Annotated in this window: 16 protein-coding genes; 12 read left to right on the forward strand and 4 right to left on the reverse strand. The window is 33.4% G+C overall.

The window, feature by feature from the left end:
* Window positions 1–10 precede the first annotated feature (10 nt).
* The 4 genes from ACN4EE_RS08630 to ACN4EE_RS08645 all read left to right on the forward strand — a co-directional run bounded on the left by ACN4EE_RS08630 (window position 11) and on the right by ACN4EE_RS08645 (window position 4,462).
* Window positions 11–1,771 (forward strand): RAMP superfamily CRISPR-associated protein, encoded by a 1,761-nt coding sequence (locus ACN4EE_RS08630; protein ID WP_431706021.1) that lies wholly within the window; start codon window positions 11–13, stop codon window positions 1,769–1,771.
* Between the two features lie 286 nt (window positions 1,772–2,057).
* Window positions 2,058–2,435 (forward strand): divalent-cation tolerance protein CutA, encoded by a 378-nt coding sequence (gene cutA / locus ACN4EE_RS08635; protein WP_431706022.1) that lies wholly within the window; start codon window positions 2,058–2,060, stop codon window positions 2,433–2,435.
* Between the two features lie 7 nt (window positions 2,436–2,442).
* On the forward strand, window positions 2,443–3,357 hold the full coding sequence (locus tag ACN4EE_RS08640) for a ParA family protein (RefSeq protein ID WP_431706023.1): 915 nt from the start codon (window positions 2,443–2,445) through the stop codon (window positions 3,355–3,357).
* Between the two features lie 172 nt (window positions 3,358–3,529).
* Window positions 3,530–4,462 (forward strand): NAD(P)H-dependent glycerol-3-phosphate dehydrogenase, encoded by a 933-nt coding sequence (locus tag ACN4EE_RS08645; RefSeq protein WP_431706024.1) that lies wholly within the window; start codon window positions 3,530–3,532, stop codon window positions 4,460–4,462.
* Here ACN4EE_RS08645 and ACN4EE_RS08650 read toward each other — a convergent pair.
* Both ACN4EE_RS08650 and ACN4EE_RS08655 read right to left on the reverse strand, forming a co-directional pair.
* Complete coding sequence (locus tag ACN4EE_RS08650) at window positions 4,459–5,454, reverse strand: L-lactate dehydrogenase (RefSeq protein WP_431706025.1); 996 nt, start codon at window positions 5,452–5,454, stop codon at window positions 4,459–4,461. The genes ACN4EE_RS08645 and ACN4EE_RS08650 overlap by 4 nt on opposite strands.
* Window positions 5,455–5,534: 80 nt before the next feature.
* Window positions 5,535–5,921, reverse strand: a complete 387-nt coding sequence (locus ACN4EE_RS08655; RefSeq protein ID WP_431706026.1) for an acyl-CoA thioesterase — start codon at window positions 5,919–5,921, stop codon at window positions 5,535–5,537.
* Window positions 5,922–6,047: 126 nt separating this feature from the next.
* Here ACN4EE_RS08655 and ACN4EE_RS08660 point away from each other — a divergent pair, with 126 nt between their 5' ends.
* The 6 genes from ACN4EE_RS08660 to ACN4EE_RS08685 all read left to right on the forward strand — a co-directional run bounded on the left by ACN4EE_RS08660 (window position 6,048) and on the right by ACN4EE_RS08685 (window position 12,522).
* A complete protein-coding gene (locus tag ACN4EE_RS08660) occupies window positions 6,048–8,153 on the forward strand; it encodes a Piwi domain-containing protein (protein ID WP_431706027.1) in 2,106 nt (701 codons plus the stop codon).
* Window positions 8,154–8,219: 66 nt separating this feature from the next.
* Complete coding sequence (locus tag ACN4EE_RS08665; RefSeq protein WP_431706028.1) at window positions 8,220–9,383, forward strand: AAA family ATPase; 1,164 nt, start codon at window positions 8,220–8,222, stop codon at window positions 9,381–9,383.
* A 1-nt stretch (window position 9,384) separates the two neighbouring features.
* Window positions 9,385–10,062 carry a DUF3226 domain-containing protein gene (locus ACN4EE_RS08670; protein ID WP_431706029.1) on the forward strand — a complete coding sequence of 226 codons (678 nt, stop codon included), beginning with the start codon at window positions 9,385–9,387 and terminating at the stop codon, window positions 10,060–10,062.
* 59 nt (window positions 10,063–10,121) lie between these two features.
* Window positions 10,122–10,361: a hypothetical protein gene (locus ACN4EE_RS08675; RefSeq protein ID WP_431706030.1), complete on the forward strand. Its 240-nt coding sequence runs from the start codon at window positions 10,122–10,124 to the stop codon at window positions 10,359–10,361.
* Window positions 10,362–10,578: 217 nt separating this feature from the next.
* Complete coding sequence (locus ACN4EE_RS08680; RefSeq protein WP_431706031.1) at window positions 10,579–12,309, forward strand: HlyD family efflux transporter periplasmic adaptor subunit; 1,731 nt, start codon at window positions 10,579–10,581, stop codon at window positions 12,307–12,309.
* Window positions 12,310–12,333: 24 nt separating this feature from the next.
* A complete protein-coding gene (locus ACN4EE_RS08685) occupies window positions 12,334–12,522 on the forward strand; it encodes a hypothetical protein (RefSeq protein ID WP_431706032.1) in 189 nt (62 codons plus the stop codon).
* Between the two features lie 128 nt (window positions 12,523–12,650).
* Here ACN4EE_RS08685 and aqpZ read toward each other — a convergent pair whose 3' ends face one another.
* Both aqpZ and ACN4EE_RS08695 read right to left on the reverse strand, forming a co-directional pair.
* Entirely contained in the window at window positions 12,651–13,394 is a 744-nt protein-coding gene (gene aqpZ / locus ACN4EE_RS08690; protein ID WP_431706033.1) for an aquaporin Z, read from the reverse strand.
* Window positions 13,395–13,928: 534 nt separating this feature from the next.
* Complete coding sequence (locus tag ACN4EE_RS08695) at window positions 13,929–15,326, reverse strand: MFS transporter (protein WP_431706034.1); 1,398 nt, start codon at window positions 15,324–15,326, stop codon at window positions 13,929–13,931.
* Between the two features lie 84 nt (window positions 15,327–15,410).
* On the opposite strand from ACN4EE_RS08695, the gene ACN4EE_RS08700 reads away from it, so the two are divergent.
* Together ACN4EE_RS08700 and ACN4EE_RS08705 are read left to right on the forward strand one after the other, a co-directional pair.
* The gene (locus tag ACN4EE_RS08700; RefSeq protein WP_431706035.1) at window positions 15,411–15,743 is read left to right on the forward strand and encodes a DUF565 domain-containing protein; all 333 of its coding nucleotides are present in this window, start codon (window positions 15,411–15,413) and stop codon (window positions 15,741–15,743) included.
* A complete protein-coding gene (locus ACN4EE_RS08705; RefSeq protein ID WP_431706036.1) occupies window positions 15,733–16,200 on the forward strand; it encodes a gamma-glutamylcyclotransferase family protein in 468 nt (155 codons plus the stop codon). Before ACN4EE_RS08700 ends, ACN4EE_RS08705 begins: the two co-directional genes overlap by 11 nt.
* Window positions 16,201–16,396: the final 196 nt, after the last annotated feature.

The raw sequence follows: 16,396 nt of genomic DNA on the forward strand, positions 1-16,396 counted from the left end.
ATAAAAAAACATGGTATATACTGCACCAAAACTTATTGAATTATTACAAAAACAGCATCAACAACGGGGCAATACAGACTTATTTAAACAAGGTACTTTTATCCTACAATGGCGATCGAAAGTCGGTTCTCATCCCCATCCTGATCTGGAAACCATGATACCTGCGAGTGAACCTTGTGGCTCATGGAAACCAACTCAACAACCTCAAAACCCCGAAGATATATCTTTATTACGTCCAGAAGCTAAAAGAAACGTAGCTCAAAATAATAAATACTTTTATAATCTGCCCTATCGTGGCTATATTCCCGCCTCCAGTATTCGAGGGTTAGTGAGGGCTTGGGCAAGTAAACGCCCAGACATTAAACCAGAAATGGAGAGATTACTCGGAAAACAAGAAAATGACACTATAAACGCTGGAAAATTTATCTTTTTTGACGCTTATCCTCAACAAGAAACCAAAGTTACTCTCGATATTGTTAACCCACAGCAAGACTTTCAAGTTTATCATCAAGGGCAAAGTACCCCTCTTTCTTTCTACACTTTAGGAGATGGAGAAAATAATATTACGGTAAAAGTAGCTATTAAAGGCATTGAAGGTAAAGTAACCCCCGATGATGTGGCTAAAGTGTGGAGTTGGATAGAACAAGCTCTTAATGCCTATGGGGTAGGAAGTCGTACTGCTTCGGGTTACGGTGCTATCAAAACTCAAGGTAATTCTCCGACGATCGAATCTGATCCCCGTTGTACAACTAAAACTTTTACTTTTAGCCTTTATAGTCAGGGATGTGGCGGTGTTACGGTGCAAGATATACAGTTACGCCCTAGTCATTGGCGCGGTTGGTTACGATCGTGGTTGCTAAGATTTTTATTAGGGGTGATGTCTCAAGAAAATGCGCAAAAAACCCTAGGGGAGTTAATGGGTAGCATCGATGGTAATGATAATAACGCCCAAAAAGGTGCTGTACGTTTAGAAATGGTAAAAGGTAGAATATGGGGAGATCGATCGGAAGATCAACCTAGATTTTACACTTGGAAAGGACAATTAAAAATTACCGCTCCCACCAATATTTTAAACAAAATCATCCTCCCTATAATCAAATTTGCCACTAGCGTTGGAGGAGTGGGCAGAGGTTGGCGCCGTCCTTTACATATCTTTACCATGCCCAATGGGAGAGAAGCGTCAAGGGGTTGTCATTTAATCCTCAATCATAAAGTTAAAGATAAAAACACACAGGAACAAAAAACGAAATTATTTGGTTTATCTCCCAACCAACCCCAAACATGGCAAACGACTTATGATAATTGGCTAAATTCTGTGAGAGAAATTTGGGGTAATCAAGTGCGTGTTGGTGTTAATAATAATTTACAGGGGGAGGTTTTTTCTCCGCAAACTTGCGCTATTTATGTTGTACCCTATCCTGATGAAGAACCTCTCGACAGACAAAATAATACATGGGGTGATTTTCAGTATGTCACTGATAGTCGTGGGAAAGGAATGGATTTGATTTATAAAACTGAACCTAGATACAAAAGGAATCCAGAAGTTGGAGGAAGTGCGGCGGGGGGAGGAAATTCCCATTGTTCATGGGTTAGTATCAAAAGAGTGAATGTAACACATCCCTCGATCGAAGATTCTGAATGTCAAGAGGTGGTGTGTGTCTTTATGGGAGGAGTTGCTGTTAATCATCCGAACCATCTGAGGGCAAGATTCGTTAGGGATTTAAACAATATAAATGGTAATCGTCACTTATTTGGAGTTCAACCCCATTAGATTGTCAATTCTTTAAGGGCTAAAGCCCTCACTACCAACCTATATTAATAATATTTTTGTAAGTATTTATAACTATTATGGCTAGTATTTTATTCTCTTTGAGCTTCTTCCTGAGTTTTAAAGTCTTTACAGTCACAGTAAGTCTTCACACATTCTGGTAATAATATGGTGATAAAATGTATTGTAAAGGCGTTAAATTAATAATGTTAGCAATGAATGAGATTGAATCTTGTATTAGTCGTCTTCTTAATCTCAAGAAATGGTTTGTTGAAATTTTACCTTAGTAATGAGATCATCTTTTTTATGGAGTTCTCTTAATTCATTGTCTATGGAAAATAATTATTATGGTATAGTTTTAGTTACCGCCAGTAGTAAAGATGAAGCAAGTTCGATCGCACGGGTTATCATCGAAGAATCATTAGGCGCGTGTGTCAATTTTATGCCCATTAATTCGGTGTATCGTTGGGAAGGGAAAGTATGCCAAGAGGAAGAATGGCAATTAATTATTAAGACAGATTTACAATTTTTTGAGCGCCTCGAAAGTAAAATTAGAGAATTGCATTCTTACGATGTACCAGAAATTATTGCTATACCAATTACAAAAGGCTCTCAACCTTACTTAAATTGGATTACAGAAAACGTTATTAAAAGTTCAACTATTTAAAATTATTATGGGATATGTTATCAGTACCGTTAATATGAAAGGTGGCGTAGGGAAAACAACTTTAACGGTAAATTTAGCCACGTCTTTAGCCAAAAATTTTAAGAAAAGAGTATTAGTATTAGATTTAGATGCTCAAATTAGTGCCACTTTGAGTTTATTACCCCCCCATGAGTTTGGCAAGTTAAGAAAAAAACGCAAAACCCTGAGTTATTTAATCGATGGAGTCATTCAACCTAACCCCTATGCTAAGTTAACTATTCACGATATTATCTCCCCATTTGTCGGTGGTTTACCCCTGTTGGAGTTGTTACCTGGGGATATTGAATTGTATGATGAATATTTAGTGTCAGAAATGTTGCATCAAAAGGCAGTTAATGAAAATAAGATTGAAAATTTTGAATCCGTCTGGAATACTTTTGAAAGAATGCTGATTCATAATATTTTACAACCAGTGGTGAATGATTATGATTTTGTGATTATGGATTGTGCGCCGGGGTATAATCTTTTAACTAGAAGCGCCATCGCCGCTAGTGATTTTTATTTGTTACCAGCGCGCCCTGAGCCGTTATCATTGGTAGGAATACAATTATTGGAGAGAAGGATAAAAAAATTAAAGGATAGTCATAAAGATAATGATCCTCTAAAGTTGCAATTATTGGGTATTGTGTTTATTCTTTCAGAAGGGGGGCTATTTGGACGTTATGATAAATATTATGATCAGGTAAAAAGAAGGGTACAACAGGATTTTACCATCGATCAGATATTTGCTAATGATATTCCCATGGATGTTAATGTGGCTAAAGCTGTGGATTTATTTATGCCTGCGGTATTAACTTCTCCTAATTCTAATGGCTCAAAGGCTTTTGTGAAACTTACAGAAGAATTTTTAGGGAAAATCACTACTTTTCAAAAAAATTCATAGACATCTGGGAAAATTATTTTTCTGTAGGTTCGTAATAAAGGGCTTTAGCCCTTAGAATGTCTAATTAAGAAAAATTGAAGATAATTAATTTTACATAACTTTTCCCTTTTCCCTTTTCCCTTTTCCCTACCATCACCAATAAACTTAAATGTAAACTAGCTTATTATCAACTATGGGCAATGAAAAAATTATTATTATCGGTGGAGGAGCATGGGGTAATACTATTGGTTACTTATTAAATCGATCGAACCACCAATATCAGTTATGGAGTCGTAGCGTTAAAGACTCCTTAGCAACTATGGTAAAGGATGCAGATATAATCATCTCGGCGGTGTCGATGAAGGGCGTTAAAGATGTTATTACTACTTTAGGTTCGATCGATCTCAACCCTGATATAATTATTGTCACGGCTACCAAAGGATTAGACTTAGAAACCACCTACACTCCTTCGCAAATTTGGCACAAAGCATTTCCCCATAATCCTATAGTAGTGCTATCAGGTCCGAATCTAGCCAAAGAAATCCAAAGGGGTTTACCTGCGGCTACGGTGGTATCTAGCAAAAATAGTACTTCGGCGGAATTAGTGCAAAGTGTTTTTGCTTCTGATATTTTTAGAGTATATGTCAATGATGATCCCATTGGCACAGAATTAGGTGGTACATTAAAAAATGTGATGGCGATCGCATCGGGAGTATGTGATGGTTTAGAATTAGGCACAAATGCAAAAGCCGCCTTACTGACAAGGGCATTACCAGAAATGATTAGGGTAGGGGTGAAATTAGGCGCACGGGTAGAGACATTTTTCGGTTTATCAGGATTAGGAGATTTATTAGCCACCAGCGACAGTCACTTATCCCGTAATTATCAAGTAGGTTTTGGATTGGCAAAAGGCAAGACACTTCCAGAAATTTTAGCCCAATTAGAAGGCACAGCAGAGGGAATCAACACCACTAATGTTTTAATTAAACTAGCACAAAAACAACATATTTCTGTACCCATTACTTACCAAATCTATTTATTATTACAAGAAAAAATCACCCCTGAAATTGCGGTTAAAAATCTCATGGCAAGGGAATTGAAAGAAGAATTTTACTTTGACAATTAAAAAGTAACTCGATCGAACACTTCCCGTAAAACCCTAGCAGAATCCACCAATAACTTTTCTTCTGTATCACTCAAAGTTAGATTAACAGTTTTTAAAATACCTCGCTCATTAATTACACGGGGAACACTTAAACACACATCTTCAATGCCGTATAACCCTGTCATCAAACCACTAACGGTTAAAATACGCTCTTGAGAATTGAGAATTGCCTTGACAATATCCGTTGTCGCCAGTCCGATCGCATAGGAAGTATAGCCTTTGCGTTGAATAATCTCATAGGCTGCATTTTTTACATTTAAGTAAATCTCGGATAACTTATTCTGCTCATCTTGATTCAAATTATCCCAACCGTCTGGTACAATTTTCATGCCACCCACGTTGGCACTACTCCACACTGCTACTTCACTATCTCCATGCTCACCAATAATATAGGCATGAACACTACGAGCATCAATACCCATTTCCTGAGCCAATAAAGCTCGAAAACGAGCACTATCTAATACTGTACCAGAACCGATGACCCTAGAACTAGGAAAACCCGTGATTTTTAAGGTGACGTAAGTAAGAATATCAACAGGATTACTCACTACCAAAATAATGCAATCAGGACAATATTTGACGACATCTTCTAAAATACTTTTGTAAATAGCAATATTGCGTTCCACTAAACTTAAACGGGTTTCTCCCTCTCTTTGGGCGACTCCTGCGGTAATAATTACAACGTCTGCATTTCTTCCTTCATCGGCAACTGTACCAGCTTTTAAGTCTGTTGGTGCAAGAAAAGGCATTCCGTGAGAGAAATCCATTACTTCTCCTGCCAATTTTTCTTCGGCTATATCCTGTAATATCAATTCATCAAAACAATCTTGAATCAAGAGAGAATAGGCACAAGCCAAGCCCACTTGCCCTAAACCGATGATAACTCCCTTACGGGGTTTTAAGGATGAGGGTTTTTCGGCACAGGGGTTAGGAATTAAAATTTTTTCAAACATGATTTCGATCGAGATTTTGTATAATTTTTAAACAATTTCAGTATAAACCTAAAAATAATTACTATGAGGTTAATATAAGATTAAGTGTCAAAACTTTGTTTAATAATCAGAGGAATTTCTTGAGTTTTTCTAGTTTGTGGATTGATGCAAATATGTTTAGTTAAAGCCTTAGCTACTAAATCATTATCTTTAAAAACGTGATATTCTATTTCAAAAACTTTTTCATTAATTAAAATCAGGTTAAGAGTTATATTAATTAAATCACCACAAAAAAGAGGTTTAAAGAAGTCAATTTCTGCATGAATAATGGGAATTGCAATTAATTGATTCGAGAAAAAATCTTTTAAATTAACTTTTAAATTAGCTAAATATTCTTCGTAGGCTTCGTGACAGATAGACAGTAAATTGCAGAAATAAACAACTCCTGCCGAGTCGGTATCCCTAAAATAAATCTTTCTTTGATACATAAAAAATGGTTTTTCTACTTTCAATATGATAAATTATTGATGAATATCTCGATCGACATTTAGTTAAACAATAAATTATTATAAATTGAAAAACGTGTTACTATATTGTATAATCGAAAATAAACAATGGAATTATTCACAGAAATTTTACCGATCGTAATAGAATCTTTACCTAAACTTAGCACTTATTCGATCGAAACTATTACTCCAGAAAGTAAGGATAAAATCGGCAGAAAACTTCATTATCAACTGCAAAAACAATTTTTAGGTCATTGGCATTGGGATAAAATAAATCAATGTCTAATCACAGATTCTCCTCAAACTCAAGATAAAATTAATGACTTTATCCCACAACTTTGGCAAAGCAAAGATGATATTTTTAAAAATTCCCTTCAGTCGATCGAACTCAATGATAAAATAACTCCATCTAGCCAAGGTATAGCTGATTTTGTTACTCACAAATTACTGGGTAATATTAACATTAATCGTCAAATTCGAGAAATATTAGCTAAATCAACTCAAGATAAAGGTAAATATATCGTCACCTATGAATGTGAAAAATATGGTTGCGTTGTCAATAATCATCCTTCTGTGTCTATTTCCCTCAAATCAAGACTAGACTATAAAGGTACACTTAAAGATTATTTAACTAAGATTTCTTCTACAGATGAATTGATTGGGCTTCACGTTACCGACATTACCAAACCTGACTTTCAGTCTGCCATGACAATCACTTCTATAGTCGGTAAATTGGGAGAAAATAACACCCGACAACGATTATTAAGTTATCCTTTAAGTGCAAAAATGCAGGATACGATTAATCAAGCTGATAATGATGAATTAGTAGTTAAAACCGAAAATTTTTATGATTATGTAGTTAGTGCTTTAAAAATTAGAGTGTATAATCAAGACTACGATCGACTTAACGTTAGTGAAAAATTACAAATTACCTCTGAAAAAAGATATGAATATGTAAAGGAAATTTTTACTCTTTTGAAAACAACTGGTTTAGTTTTTGATAATTATTCATCCACACAAAAAAATCATTCATTTAGAACAGAAAAAAGTATTGATTACTCTCCACAATTATTATTTGGAAATAATCATCAAGATAGCAAAAATGTGTTTAATTCTGCGAAAAAATTTGGTACTTATAAACCTTCTCAAAACAAAACCATTAGAATTGCTATTTTAAATACCCTTCCTAACTTAAATTTAGACACATTAAAAATAGGTATTCGTGATAACTTAGGCAAAAATGGCTTAGGTTATGACTTAAAATTAGCAGGAGAAGAAGTAATTAATCAACCTAATAGAGCAACTTTAGAAAGATCGATCGAACTCTTAAAACAACAAAAACCAGATATTATTGTAGCGATTATTGCAGGAAAAATAGATAATAAAAATAGTGACTGGACACTTTATGATCACTTTAAACATCTTACCTTAAAAAATGATATTCCAAGTCAAGTAATTAGACCAGAAACTATTAACAATCAATACGCTCTTAAAAATATTTTACTAGGAATTTTAGCAAAAACGGGAACTATTCCTTATATTTTAGCTAACCCCATTCGCTATGCAGATTTAATCGTGGGTTTAGATGTTTCTCGACAAAAAAAAGCCACTTTACAAGGCACAATTAATGCGGCGGCAATGGCGAGAATTTATTTTAACAACGGTGAACTATTACGATACAGTATTCGTGATGCCATGTTAGAAGGAGAAATTATCCCGACTCATATCCTACAAGATATATTTCCTGTGAAAGAATTTTCGGGAAAAACTATCATTATTCACCGTGACGGCAAGTTACCCTATCAAGAAAAAGAATCATTATTAGCGTGGGGTAAAGATATTGATGCTACTTTTTATTTTGTGGAAATTATCAAAAATGGTAATCCTCGTTTATATGCCCTTAATGAGAATAATAAGGTTATCAATGCCCCTAAAGGTAGTATTTTTAAGTTAAGCGACACCGAAGCCTTATTAGTATCTTCTGATTTCCCGAATACTATGGGTACACCACGTCCTCTCAAAATTCGTACTCATAACCCTTTTCCCTTGAAAGAGGCTTTACACTCTGTTTTATCCTTAACTTTACTACATTATGGCTCAGAACGTCCCCCTCGATTACCAGTAACTACCTATTATGCTGATAAAATATCCACTTTGGCTTCTAGGGGGTTACGTCCTCATGCTACAGATGGAACTATTCCTTTTTGGCTATAAACTAAAGTATATTAGACTTCCAAATGGGATCAATTTCAGAATAATTCTAATAATAAGATTAAGATAATGATTGAATCATTTAAAGTTGATAATTATCGTGGATTTAAAAATTTTGAACTATCTCAATTAGGTAGAATCAATTTATTAGTAGGGGAAAATAATAGTGGTAAAACTTCTATTTTAGAAATTATTAAACTATGTATTTCTTATCCTTATTTTCCTTCTTTATTAGATATTTTTAATCATAGGGGAGAGTTTTCTTGGATAGATTTAGGCTCTTTTTCTGTTGAAAATGATTTTCTAAGAAGAATGGAAAAAAAATTTAATATATTTAATATTTTTAATTATTATTCTCCTAATGATAATAATAGTATTAAGGCAATATTTACTATCAATAGTAATGTTTATAACTTAAATATTTTAATAAATCAAAATCCTGATTATCCAGAAATAGATACAGATATTAAAAAACTCGATCGAACAATTATATTTGATAATTTATGTTTATCTTTTTTATGGTCTAAAAATGAGCAAAAATCAGTTAAATTAATAGAAATACCTACTAATATTAAAGGAGAAATTACATCTTCAGATATTCAAAAATATCTAAGTAAAAAAAATTTTATTTATCAATTTGATTCAAATATTAACAATGTATTGATTAATCCTTTTTATGATGATATTAGCAATTTAATTAATACTTTTGATCAAATATCTCTCACTCCTTTAGAAGAAATTGTTATTGAAGCTATTAAAATTATTGAACCAAAAATTAAAAGAATTGCTACCACTAAAAGTGACAAAGCCGAAAAAAACAGTTTAAAAGTATTACTTGATGGCTACAGCGAACCAATTTCTGTGGCGAGTATGGGTGAAGGTATTTGGCAATTACTAAAAATTATTTTGGCAATGGTAAATACTAAAAATGGTGTTTTATTCATAGATGAAATTGATACGGGATTGCATTTCACCACTTTATTAAAAATGTGGGAATTAATTTTAGAAACTTCAAAAAAATTAAATATTCAAGTGTTTGCGACTACTCATAATAGCGATTGTTGGATGGCTTTAGGGGAATTAATTACTCAAAAAAATACTAAAGAAAATCCTCACTATATAAGGGAAAATGAGATTACTTTACATCGTATTGAAGTAGATAAAAAAGCATCAATTTTATTTAATACTAACGAAATCTCGATCGCAGCTAATCGTGAAATTGAGGTAAGATAAGATGAGTAAAGGTAAAATTTATCCTAATATTTTGTTAGTAGAAGGTGATAGTGATAAACGAGTTATTCCTGAATTTGTTGAAAAAAATGGTATTAATTGGGAAACATCTGAAAAACAACCTATTGTGTTTATAAAATCGGCAAATGGTGAAGATAAATTGTTAGATATAAATATTATTAAAACGGAGTTGAAAAAAAGTCGTTTACAAAATTTAGGAATAGTTATTGATGCTGATAATGAACCTAAAAATAGAATAATAAGCATTAACAATATTTGTAATTTGTTAAAAGAAGATTCTGATTTTGGCTTATCTAATAATTTAACACAAGACGGTTTTATTTTTCGTCTAAATTCAGGAATAAAATTTGGAATTTGGATAATGCCTGATAATCAAAATCAAGGAATGTTAGAAACTTTTTTATCTTATTTAATTACCGAAAATAATCCCCAAAATAATCTTTTATGGCAATATACAAAACAAGTGGTACAAGAAGCAAAAAAAAGAGGTGCAACGTATAAAGATGTCCATTTAGATAAGGCTCAAATTCATACATGGTTGGCATGGCAAGATGAGCCTGGAAGACAATTACATGATGCAATAAAATTTAAAATACTTAATCCACAGCATCCCAAAGGGCAATCTTTTTTTCGTTGGTTTAAACAGCTTTATAATCTTTAACAGAATTTGATGCTTCATTTAGGGGGAAGAAAAAACTATCTCAAGGTAAAGATAATTTAGTGAAAACTGCTTTTAATATATTAAAGGTTAATTGTTATGAGTTCGATCGATTTAGTAACTTAAGGGTGTTAGAATTAATCGAGAAAAGAGTAGAAGAAGCAGTGGGAAAAAGTGATTTAGAAAATGTATTAATTCGACAACAGGAAGTTTTAAAAAAAATTGATGATATTGCTTATAAACTTTATGGAGTAGAAGAATATAGAGAAATAATTACTCAAGCATTAACTAATATCAATTAATGATGATATTGAAGCAACTCGAAAAAAAATGATAGAGTCTAACAATATTCTGTCATTCCGAAAGTAGCCAAGAAATCTCAAACCCGTAAATTTTGGTAAACAAGATGGACTCGTAACAAGAAAAAATTGATAAGCTAAAGGTGAATGATTAAATTAATTAAAAAATTGCAATTGTTATCAATTAACAGTTTCTATGTAACTCAAAACTTATTATATTATGATGAATGGTAATACCAAAACAACAAGTGTAGATTCTTTATTAGAAACTCAAGGAAATCCTCTCAATGGCAATCATAAAAACAGTGATACAGAGATTAACCTAGATATTTCTGAATTTGAAAAAGATGTAATTCTTAAACCATCTCCTATATGGTCAAGAACGATGACATGGAGTATTATAGGAGTTACAGTATTTGCTATTAGTTGGGCGGCAATAGCTAAAATAGAGCAAGTTGTAACGGCTAGAGGACAACTTAAACCCAAAACTACGGTTAAAGAAATTCAAGCCCCCCTAAGTGGAGTGGTGAGACAGGTTAACGTAGAAGACGGGCAAAGAATACAAGAAGGGGAATCATTGTTAGTTTTTGATTCTGATGCTACGGAAGCAGAATTAGAATCTTTGCAGAAAATCAGAAATTCTTTAGTACAAGAAAATAAGTTTTATCGCACTCTCATCAATGCTACTATTACCCCTTCTGAGATACAAAAAGCTATATCGGAATTGAATTTACCCCCTGAAATTCTCGCCTTAGCGCTTAATCGGGCAGAATTAGTGGGGGAAAATAGGCTTTATCAAATACAGTTATCGGAGGGTAACTATAATATCAATAGTTTAAAATCCGATGAAATTGCTCGTTTACAAGCCGCTTTTGCTGAGTTAAATAGTCGATCGAACGCCGCTCAATTGGAAGCTGATCAGCTACAAAAACAACTTGACCAAAATCGAGTTAAATTAGAGGATACGAAAAAACAATTATTGAACGATCGAAGAGTACTTCAAGAAATTCAATTCCGTAATGAGCAATCTATCAAAGAAGCCGAAGAAAGTTTGCGTATAGATTTGGAAATTTTGGAGAGTATTCAACCCTTATCCGAAGAAGGGGCATTGGCAACCATTCAGATAGAACGCCAAAGACAACAAGTACAAGACAAAAGACGAGATTTAGTCGATCGACGCTCCAATGGTAAAATCGAATACGAGAATCAGAAACAACAAATTGAAACTCGTCTGGCAGAAATTGAACAACTGCAACAGGAAGAAACCCGCTTAAGTCTTACCATTCGTCAGGCACAACAACAATTTGAAAATACCATCGCCGTAACAGAAAAGGATGTGCGCGATCGTATGGCGATAAATAATCAGAGAATTGCCGAATTAGACAGTCAAATCAATAAAGTAATTGTGGATAATGAAAAACGCATCGCTGAAATTGGTAGTCAAATTAGTAGTGCAAAACAAACTATTAAGTATCAGGAATTGAAAGCCCCCGTATCTGGCACAGTCTTTGACTTACAAGCAGGAGTCGGATTTGTGCCAAAAAGTGGACAATCAGAAGCCCTATTAAAAATAGTACCAGATCCAGGTCCGGATAATCCTTTGATTGCCGAAGTTTATGTCACCAACCAAGACATTGGTTTTGTGCAACCCGGGCAAATAGCCGATGTGCGCATTGATTCTTTCCCCTATAGCGAATTTGGAGATATTAAAGGAAAAGTATTTTTTGTGGGTTCAGATGCACTACCTCCTGATCAAATTTACAACTTCTATCGTTTCCCTGTCAAAGTAGAGTTAGATGCCCAAGAATTAATTATCAGAGGTGAACCAGTGGTTTTACAATCGGGGATGTCTATTAGTGTTAACATTAAAGTTAAGGAAAATCGTACAGTATTGAGCTTATTTACTGAATTATTCACCAAAAAAGTGGAAAGCCTCAAACAAGTGCGGTAAGAATTAAGAATTAAAAATTATCCTATGGAATGGAAATTAAATAATTTAGTTAAGTCGGATTGTCATTGCGAGGCACGAAGCAATCTAAAGCAATCTCTAACATCAAACTTGTCTATTTTATTAAATCTTGATTCCTATAGTCTTTTTCTCGATCGAAACTTTTTTGTTATCGATCGTAAATCTCTCCTATCTTCTAAGCTAAGACGCATTTAACTTACAGTTTTTATTAACAAGGGGTTTAAACCCCTTGCCATGACTTCATCGCTTACCTGTTGCCTACCTCTATCAGACGACTTAAATGCAAACTAGCTTATGTCTTCAAAAATTGAGATTCAAAACAATTAAATTTCTAACTCTTCTTCCGAGGGGGCAGGGGGTAAAGACTCAGCAAAATAGCTATAGTAAAGATAACCTGCTAAAACCGCGCCTAAAATGGGGGCAATCCAAAACAACCATAATTGTCCGATAATCTCTATATTACCTGCAAATAAGGCAACCCCAGTACTTCTAGCAGGGTTTACAGAAGTATTGGTAACAGGAATACTAATTAAGTGAATTAAGGTTAAACCTAAACCAATGGGAATAGGTGCAAAACCCGCAGGCGCTCTCCTATCCGTTGAGCCTAAAATAATAATGAGAAAAATAAATGTCATTATCACTTCGGTAACAAACGCAGATAATAAAGAGTAACCTCCCGGAGAGTGATTTCCATAACCATTAGTCGCTAAAGGATTGCTTCCACTTAATTCAAAACCATCTGCACCACTAGCAATGATTAAGATAATTAAACCTGCTAAAATTGCCCCTACTACTTGAGCAATAATATAGGGTAGTAATTCTGAACCAGAAAAACGTTTTCCAGCCCATAAACCAAAGGAAACCGCAGGATTAAAATGTCCTCCCGAAATGTGTCCTACAGCATAAGCCATTGTTAACACTGTCAAACCAAAAGCAAGAGAAACTCCCACAAAAGCGATACCAAAAGGATTGCCTTCTCCTCCAAAATTAGCGGCTAAAACGGCACTACCGCAACCGCCCAATACTAACCAGAAAGTGCCGATTAACTCAGCTACATACTTTTTCATTGTTTTATCCGAAGTTTTATATTTGTTATTAAAGTCTAGAGAAAATTATATAGATTGAAGCAAAAAAAAGACTAATAAGTTTTATGACAAATCAAACGTTAAATGTTTATTAAAACATAACAAAATTAAGATTTGAGGGTAAATTATGAAAACAATCATCAATCCTTTTTAATTTAAAGATGTACAGATTAGATGATTCTGTGGAAGAATTGACCTAAACTTGATCATAAACCAGTTTTGTCGGAATATTTACTAAGTTTGATTATTATTTTTGTCTAAGTTTTATTTTTTTGAATATCTTGTATTTTATTAATAAAAATTTATCACTACTAAATTAATAATAAATAGAGTTTGCTCAAACAGTATTTTGATAAAGGTAAGGAAAAGGGAAAAGGAGCAGATTTTTAATGGTTTTAATTGGTAGAATCAGCATTTCATAAGCATAATAATACTTACTTATTTTTAAGTAAAAATTGTCAAAACTAATAAATGTGTTAGGCTGTTATATCATTACGATAAACTTTTAATTTATAATTAATTTTCTAAACTTTTTCCTCTAGTTTCTATTCTTAATAAATAAGTTAAAATTCCTGCAATAAAACAGCATACTGCTAAAATATATAATAGTTTAGAAACCCCTAAATCGTGTTGTAAAATAGGTAGAAAAAATGTGCCTAAAACAGCTCCCATTTTGGCGATCGAAGCGGAAACACCAGCCCCCGTAGCCCTTATAGCCGTAGGAAAAACCTCCCCTGATAGCAAAAAAGTGGTAGAATTAGGACCAGCATTCATCAATAAATTAAACACTAAAAATCCCGTAAAAACAAGGATTAAATTAGGGTGTTGATTTAAACTAGGATCACCAGCTATTCCTAACAAAATTAAACCGATACTCATACCCATAAAACCAACTATTTGTAGAGTAATTCTACCAACTTTATCTACTAATAAAACAGCGATTAAAAAGCCCATGATTAGGAATAAGTCCACTATAGCAGAACCTTGGCTCGATCGAACTTGTTGTAGAATAAAATCATCATGATTTCTAAAAGCTAAAATCGCAATAATTGTCGGGGTAAAAATCCCTATACCGTAGGTAGCAATATCTTGTAAAAACCAAGGAATAGAAGCTAATAAAGTATTTTTAATATATTTTTGTGAAAATAAAGAAAGATAATTAAGGTTAGTTTGTAAAGGCTGTGCGTCAGTTTCAGCAGTGATAATAACATCTGTTTCTAACAATTCTCTAGCAGATAATTGAGCATTTTCATAATCTCCTTTCGCAATATAATAAAGAGGACTTTCTAAGAGAAATTGTAACCGTAAAAACCCCACCAAAATAGCTAATAATAAACCAACTCCTAACATTCCTCTCCATCCATAACGAATGAGAATATCAAGGGAATTAGGGAAAAATTGAGTAAAAATATTAATGATAATAATACCAGTTAAAGCCCCGAATAATGCTCCTACAGCTTGAAAAGTAAATGCCCCAATCACCATTCTTCCCCGTAAACGAGAAGGCATATTTTCGGTGATATATGCCACACTAATAGGATAATCTGCTCCAATACCAACACCTACTAAAAAACGGAAAAAAATTAAAGAAAAAGCATTCCAAGCTAAAGCAGTACCTGCACTAGAAATAATAAAAATAAGCACATCAATTAACAACATTTTTTGTCGTCCAATTTTGTCAGTTATTCCCCCTAAAGTTAATGAGCCTATTAATGATCCTATAATAGCAGAAACTGCGATCGAGCCTATTTCTGTACTGTTTAAATTAAAGTCTTTTTCCAGAAAAGGTAAAGCAATACCGATGATAAAAAAATCAAAACCATCTAAAGCAATTAATCCCGCCGATAAAAGCCATAAAAACCACATCGGTTTAGTTATTTTAGAGTTATCTAAAGCTGATTGAAAATTATTCATTATTAATTAATAAAATTGGTTTTTCGACTTTAAATATGATAAATTATTGATTAAGTTCTAAAGCTCAACGACGAATAAGTAAGTATGCAAGAAACTCGCTTAAATCTATTAATCCAAAGATTAGTAAATCAATTTCTTGGTTTTTTTACTAATCCTTGGCGACAATTATCTCTGATAATTATTTGTTTGTTATTGGGATTTTTTCTGGCAAACGTTTTATCCGCTACTGCTGGACAAGCCGCAAGATGGGATGTTACGATCGCACTTTTTTTTCTTTTATTTACGGAGATAAGTAGTTATATTATATATCGTCGTAGGGATATTGACAGAAAACCTGCTTGGGTGGATTTATTAAACTCCCTAAAAATTGGTTTTGCCTATGCGCTTTATTTAGAAGCCTTAAAACTTGGCTCATAAATCATTTAAGATTATTTTATCGATCGAAATATGTGTTGTTAGTCTTATGAATCAAGAAAATATAATCAAAGTTTTTGTGTACGGTACACTTAAACCGAGAGGTAAATATTATAAAATTTTTTGTGAAGGAAAAACCATAGAAGAACAGGAATGTTGGACAAAAGGAAGTTTATTCGCCCTACCTGTTGGCTATCCTGCTATGATTGAAGGCAATGATCAAGTTTATGGTTATGTACTTTCTTTTGCTTCTTTTAAAGACTTAGAAAATCTTGATAAATTAGAGGGCTATTCGGGAATCCCTAACTCGCCTTTAAATGAGTACGATCGAGCCAAAATAATTGTCTATAATCAAGCTAATCAAGCCATAGACGAGGTTTGGAGTTATTTTATGACAGAAGAAAAGGTAAAGACACTCAACGGTGTTTATTTGCCTTCGGGAATGTGGCATCAAGAATAAGATATAACTTACTCACCTCTAACGACATTCTGTCATTCCGAGAGTAGCGAAGGAATCTCAATCCCTTGATTTTTGGTAAAAGTGCGTAACTTCTATAAGATATTTAGGGGTTGCTGAAAAAGTCTTTTGATGAAGATAGGGAAGAGGGAAAAGGGAAAAGGGAAGAGTGAATAAATGACAAAAATCAAGGTTTTGA

Origin of the sequence: Geminocystis sp. CENA526 (assembly GCF_050753365.1) — a bacterium.
In the GTDB taxonomy this organism is placed as follows: domain Bacteria; phylum Cyanobacteriota; class Cyanobacteriia; order Cyanobacteriales; family Cyanobacteriaceae; genus Geminocystis.

What these genes read in the sequence shown, in the direction of transcription:
- ACN4EE_RS08630 (WP_431706021.1), top strand. Translation starts at nt 11, where the DNA reads ATGGTATATACTGCACCAAAACTTATTGAATTATTACAAAAACAGCAT.
- cutA (WP_431706022.1), top strand. Translation starts at nt 2,058, where the DNA reads ATGAGATCATCTTTTTTATGGAGTTCTCTTAATTCATTGTCTATGGAA.
- ACN4EE_RS08640 (WP_431706023.1), top strand. Translation starts at nt 2,443, where the DNA reads ATGGGATATGTTATCAGTACCGTTAATATGAAAGGTGGCGTAGGGAAA.
- ACN4EE_RS08645 (WP_431706024.1), top strand. Translation starts at nt 3,530, where the DNA reads ATGGGCAATGAAAAAATTATTATTATCGGTGGAGGAGCATGGGGTAAT.
- ACN4EE_RS08650 (WP_431706025.1), bottom strand. Translation starts at nt 5,454, where the DNA reads ATGTTTGAAAAAATTTTAATTCCTAACCCCTGTGCCGAAAAACCCTCA.
- ACN4EE_RS08655 (WP_431706026.1), bottom strand. Translation starts at nt 5,921, where the DNA reads ATGTATCAAAGAAAGATTTATTTTAGGGATACCGACTCGGCAGGAGTT.
- ACN4EE_RS08660 (WP_431706027.1), top strand. Translation starts at nt 6,048, where the DNA reads ATGGAATTATTCACAGAAATTTTACCGATCGTAATAGAATCTTTACCT.
- ACN4EE_RS08665 (WP_431706028.1), top strand. Translation starts at nt 8,220, where the DNA reads ATGATTGAATCATTTAAAGTTGATAATTATCGTGGATTTAAAAATTTT.
- ACN4EE_RS08670 (WP_431706029.1), top strand. Translation starts at nt 9,385, where the DNA reads ATGAGTAAAGGTAAAATTTATCCTAATATTTTGTTAGTAGAAGGTGAT.
- ACN4EE_RS08680 (WP_431706031.1), top strand. Translation starts at nt 10,579, where the DNA reads ATGATGAATGGTAATACCAAAACAACAAGTGTAGATTCTTTATTAGAA.
- ACN4EE_RS08685 (WP_431706032.1), top strand. Translation starts at nt 12,334, where the DNA reads ATGGAATGGAAATTAAATAATTTAGTTAAGTCGGATTGTCATTGCGAG.
- aqpZ (WP_431706033.1), bottom strand. Translation starts at nt 13,394, where the DNA reads ATGAAAAAGTATGTAGCTGAGTTAATCGGCACTTTCTGGTTAGTATTG.
- ACN4EE_RS08695 (WP_431706034.1), bottom strand. Translation starts at nt 15,326, where the DNA reads ATGAATAATTTTCAATCAGCTTTAGATAACTCTAAAATAACTAAACCG.
- ACN4EE_RS08700 (WP_431706035.1), top strand. Translation starts at nt 15,411, where the DNA reads ATGCAAGAAACTCGCTTAAATCTATTAATCCAAAGATTAGTAAATCAA.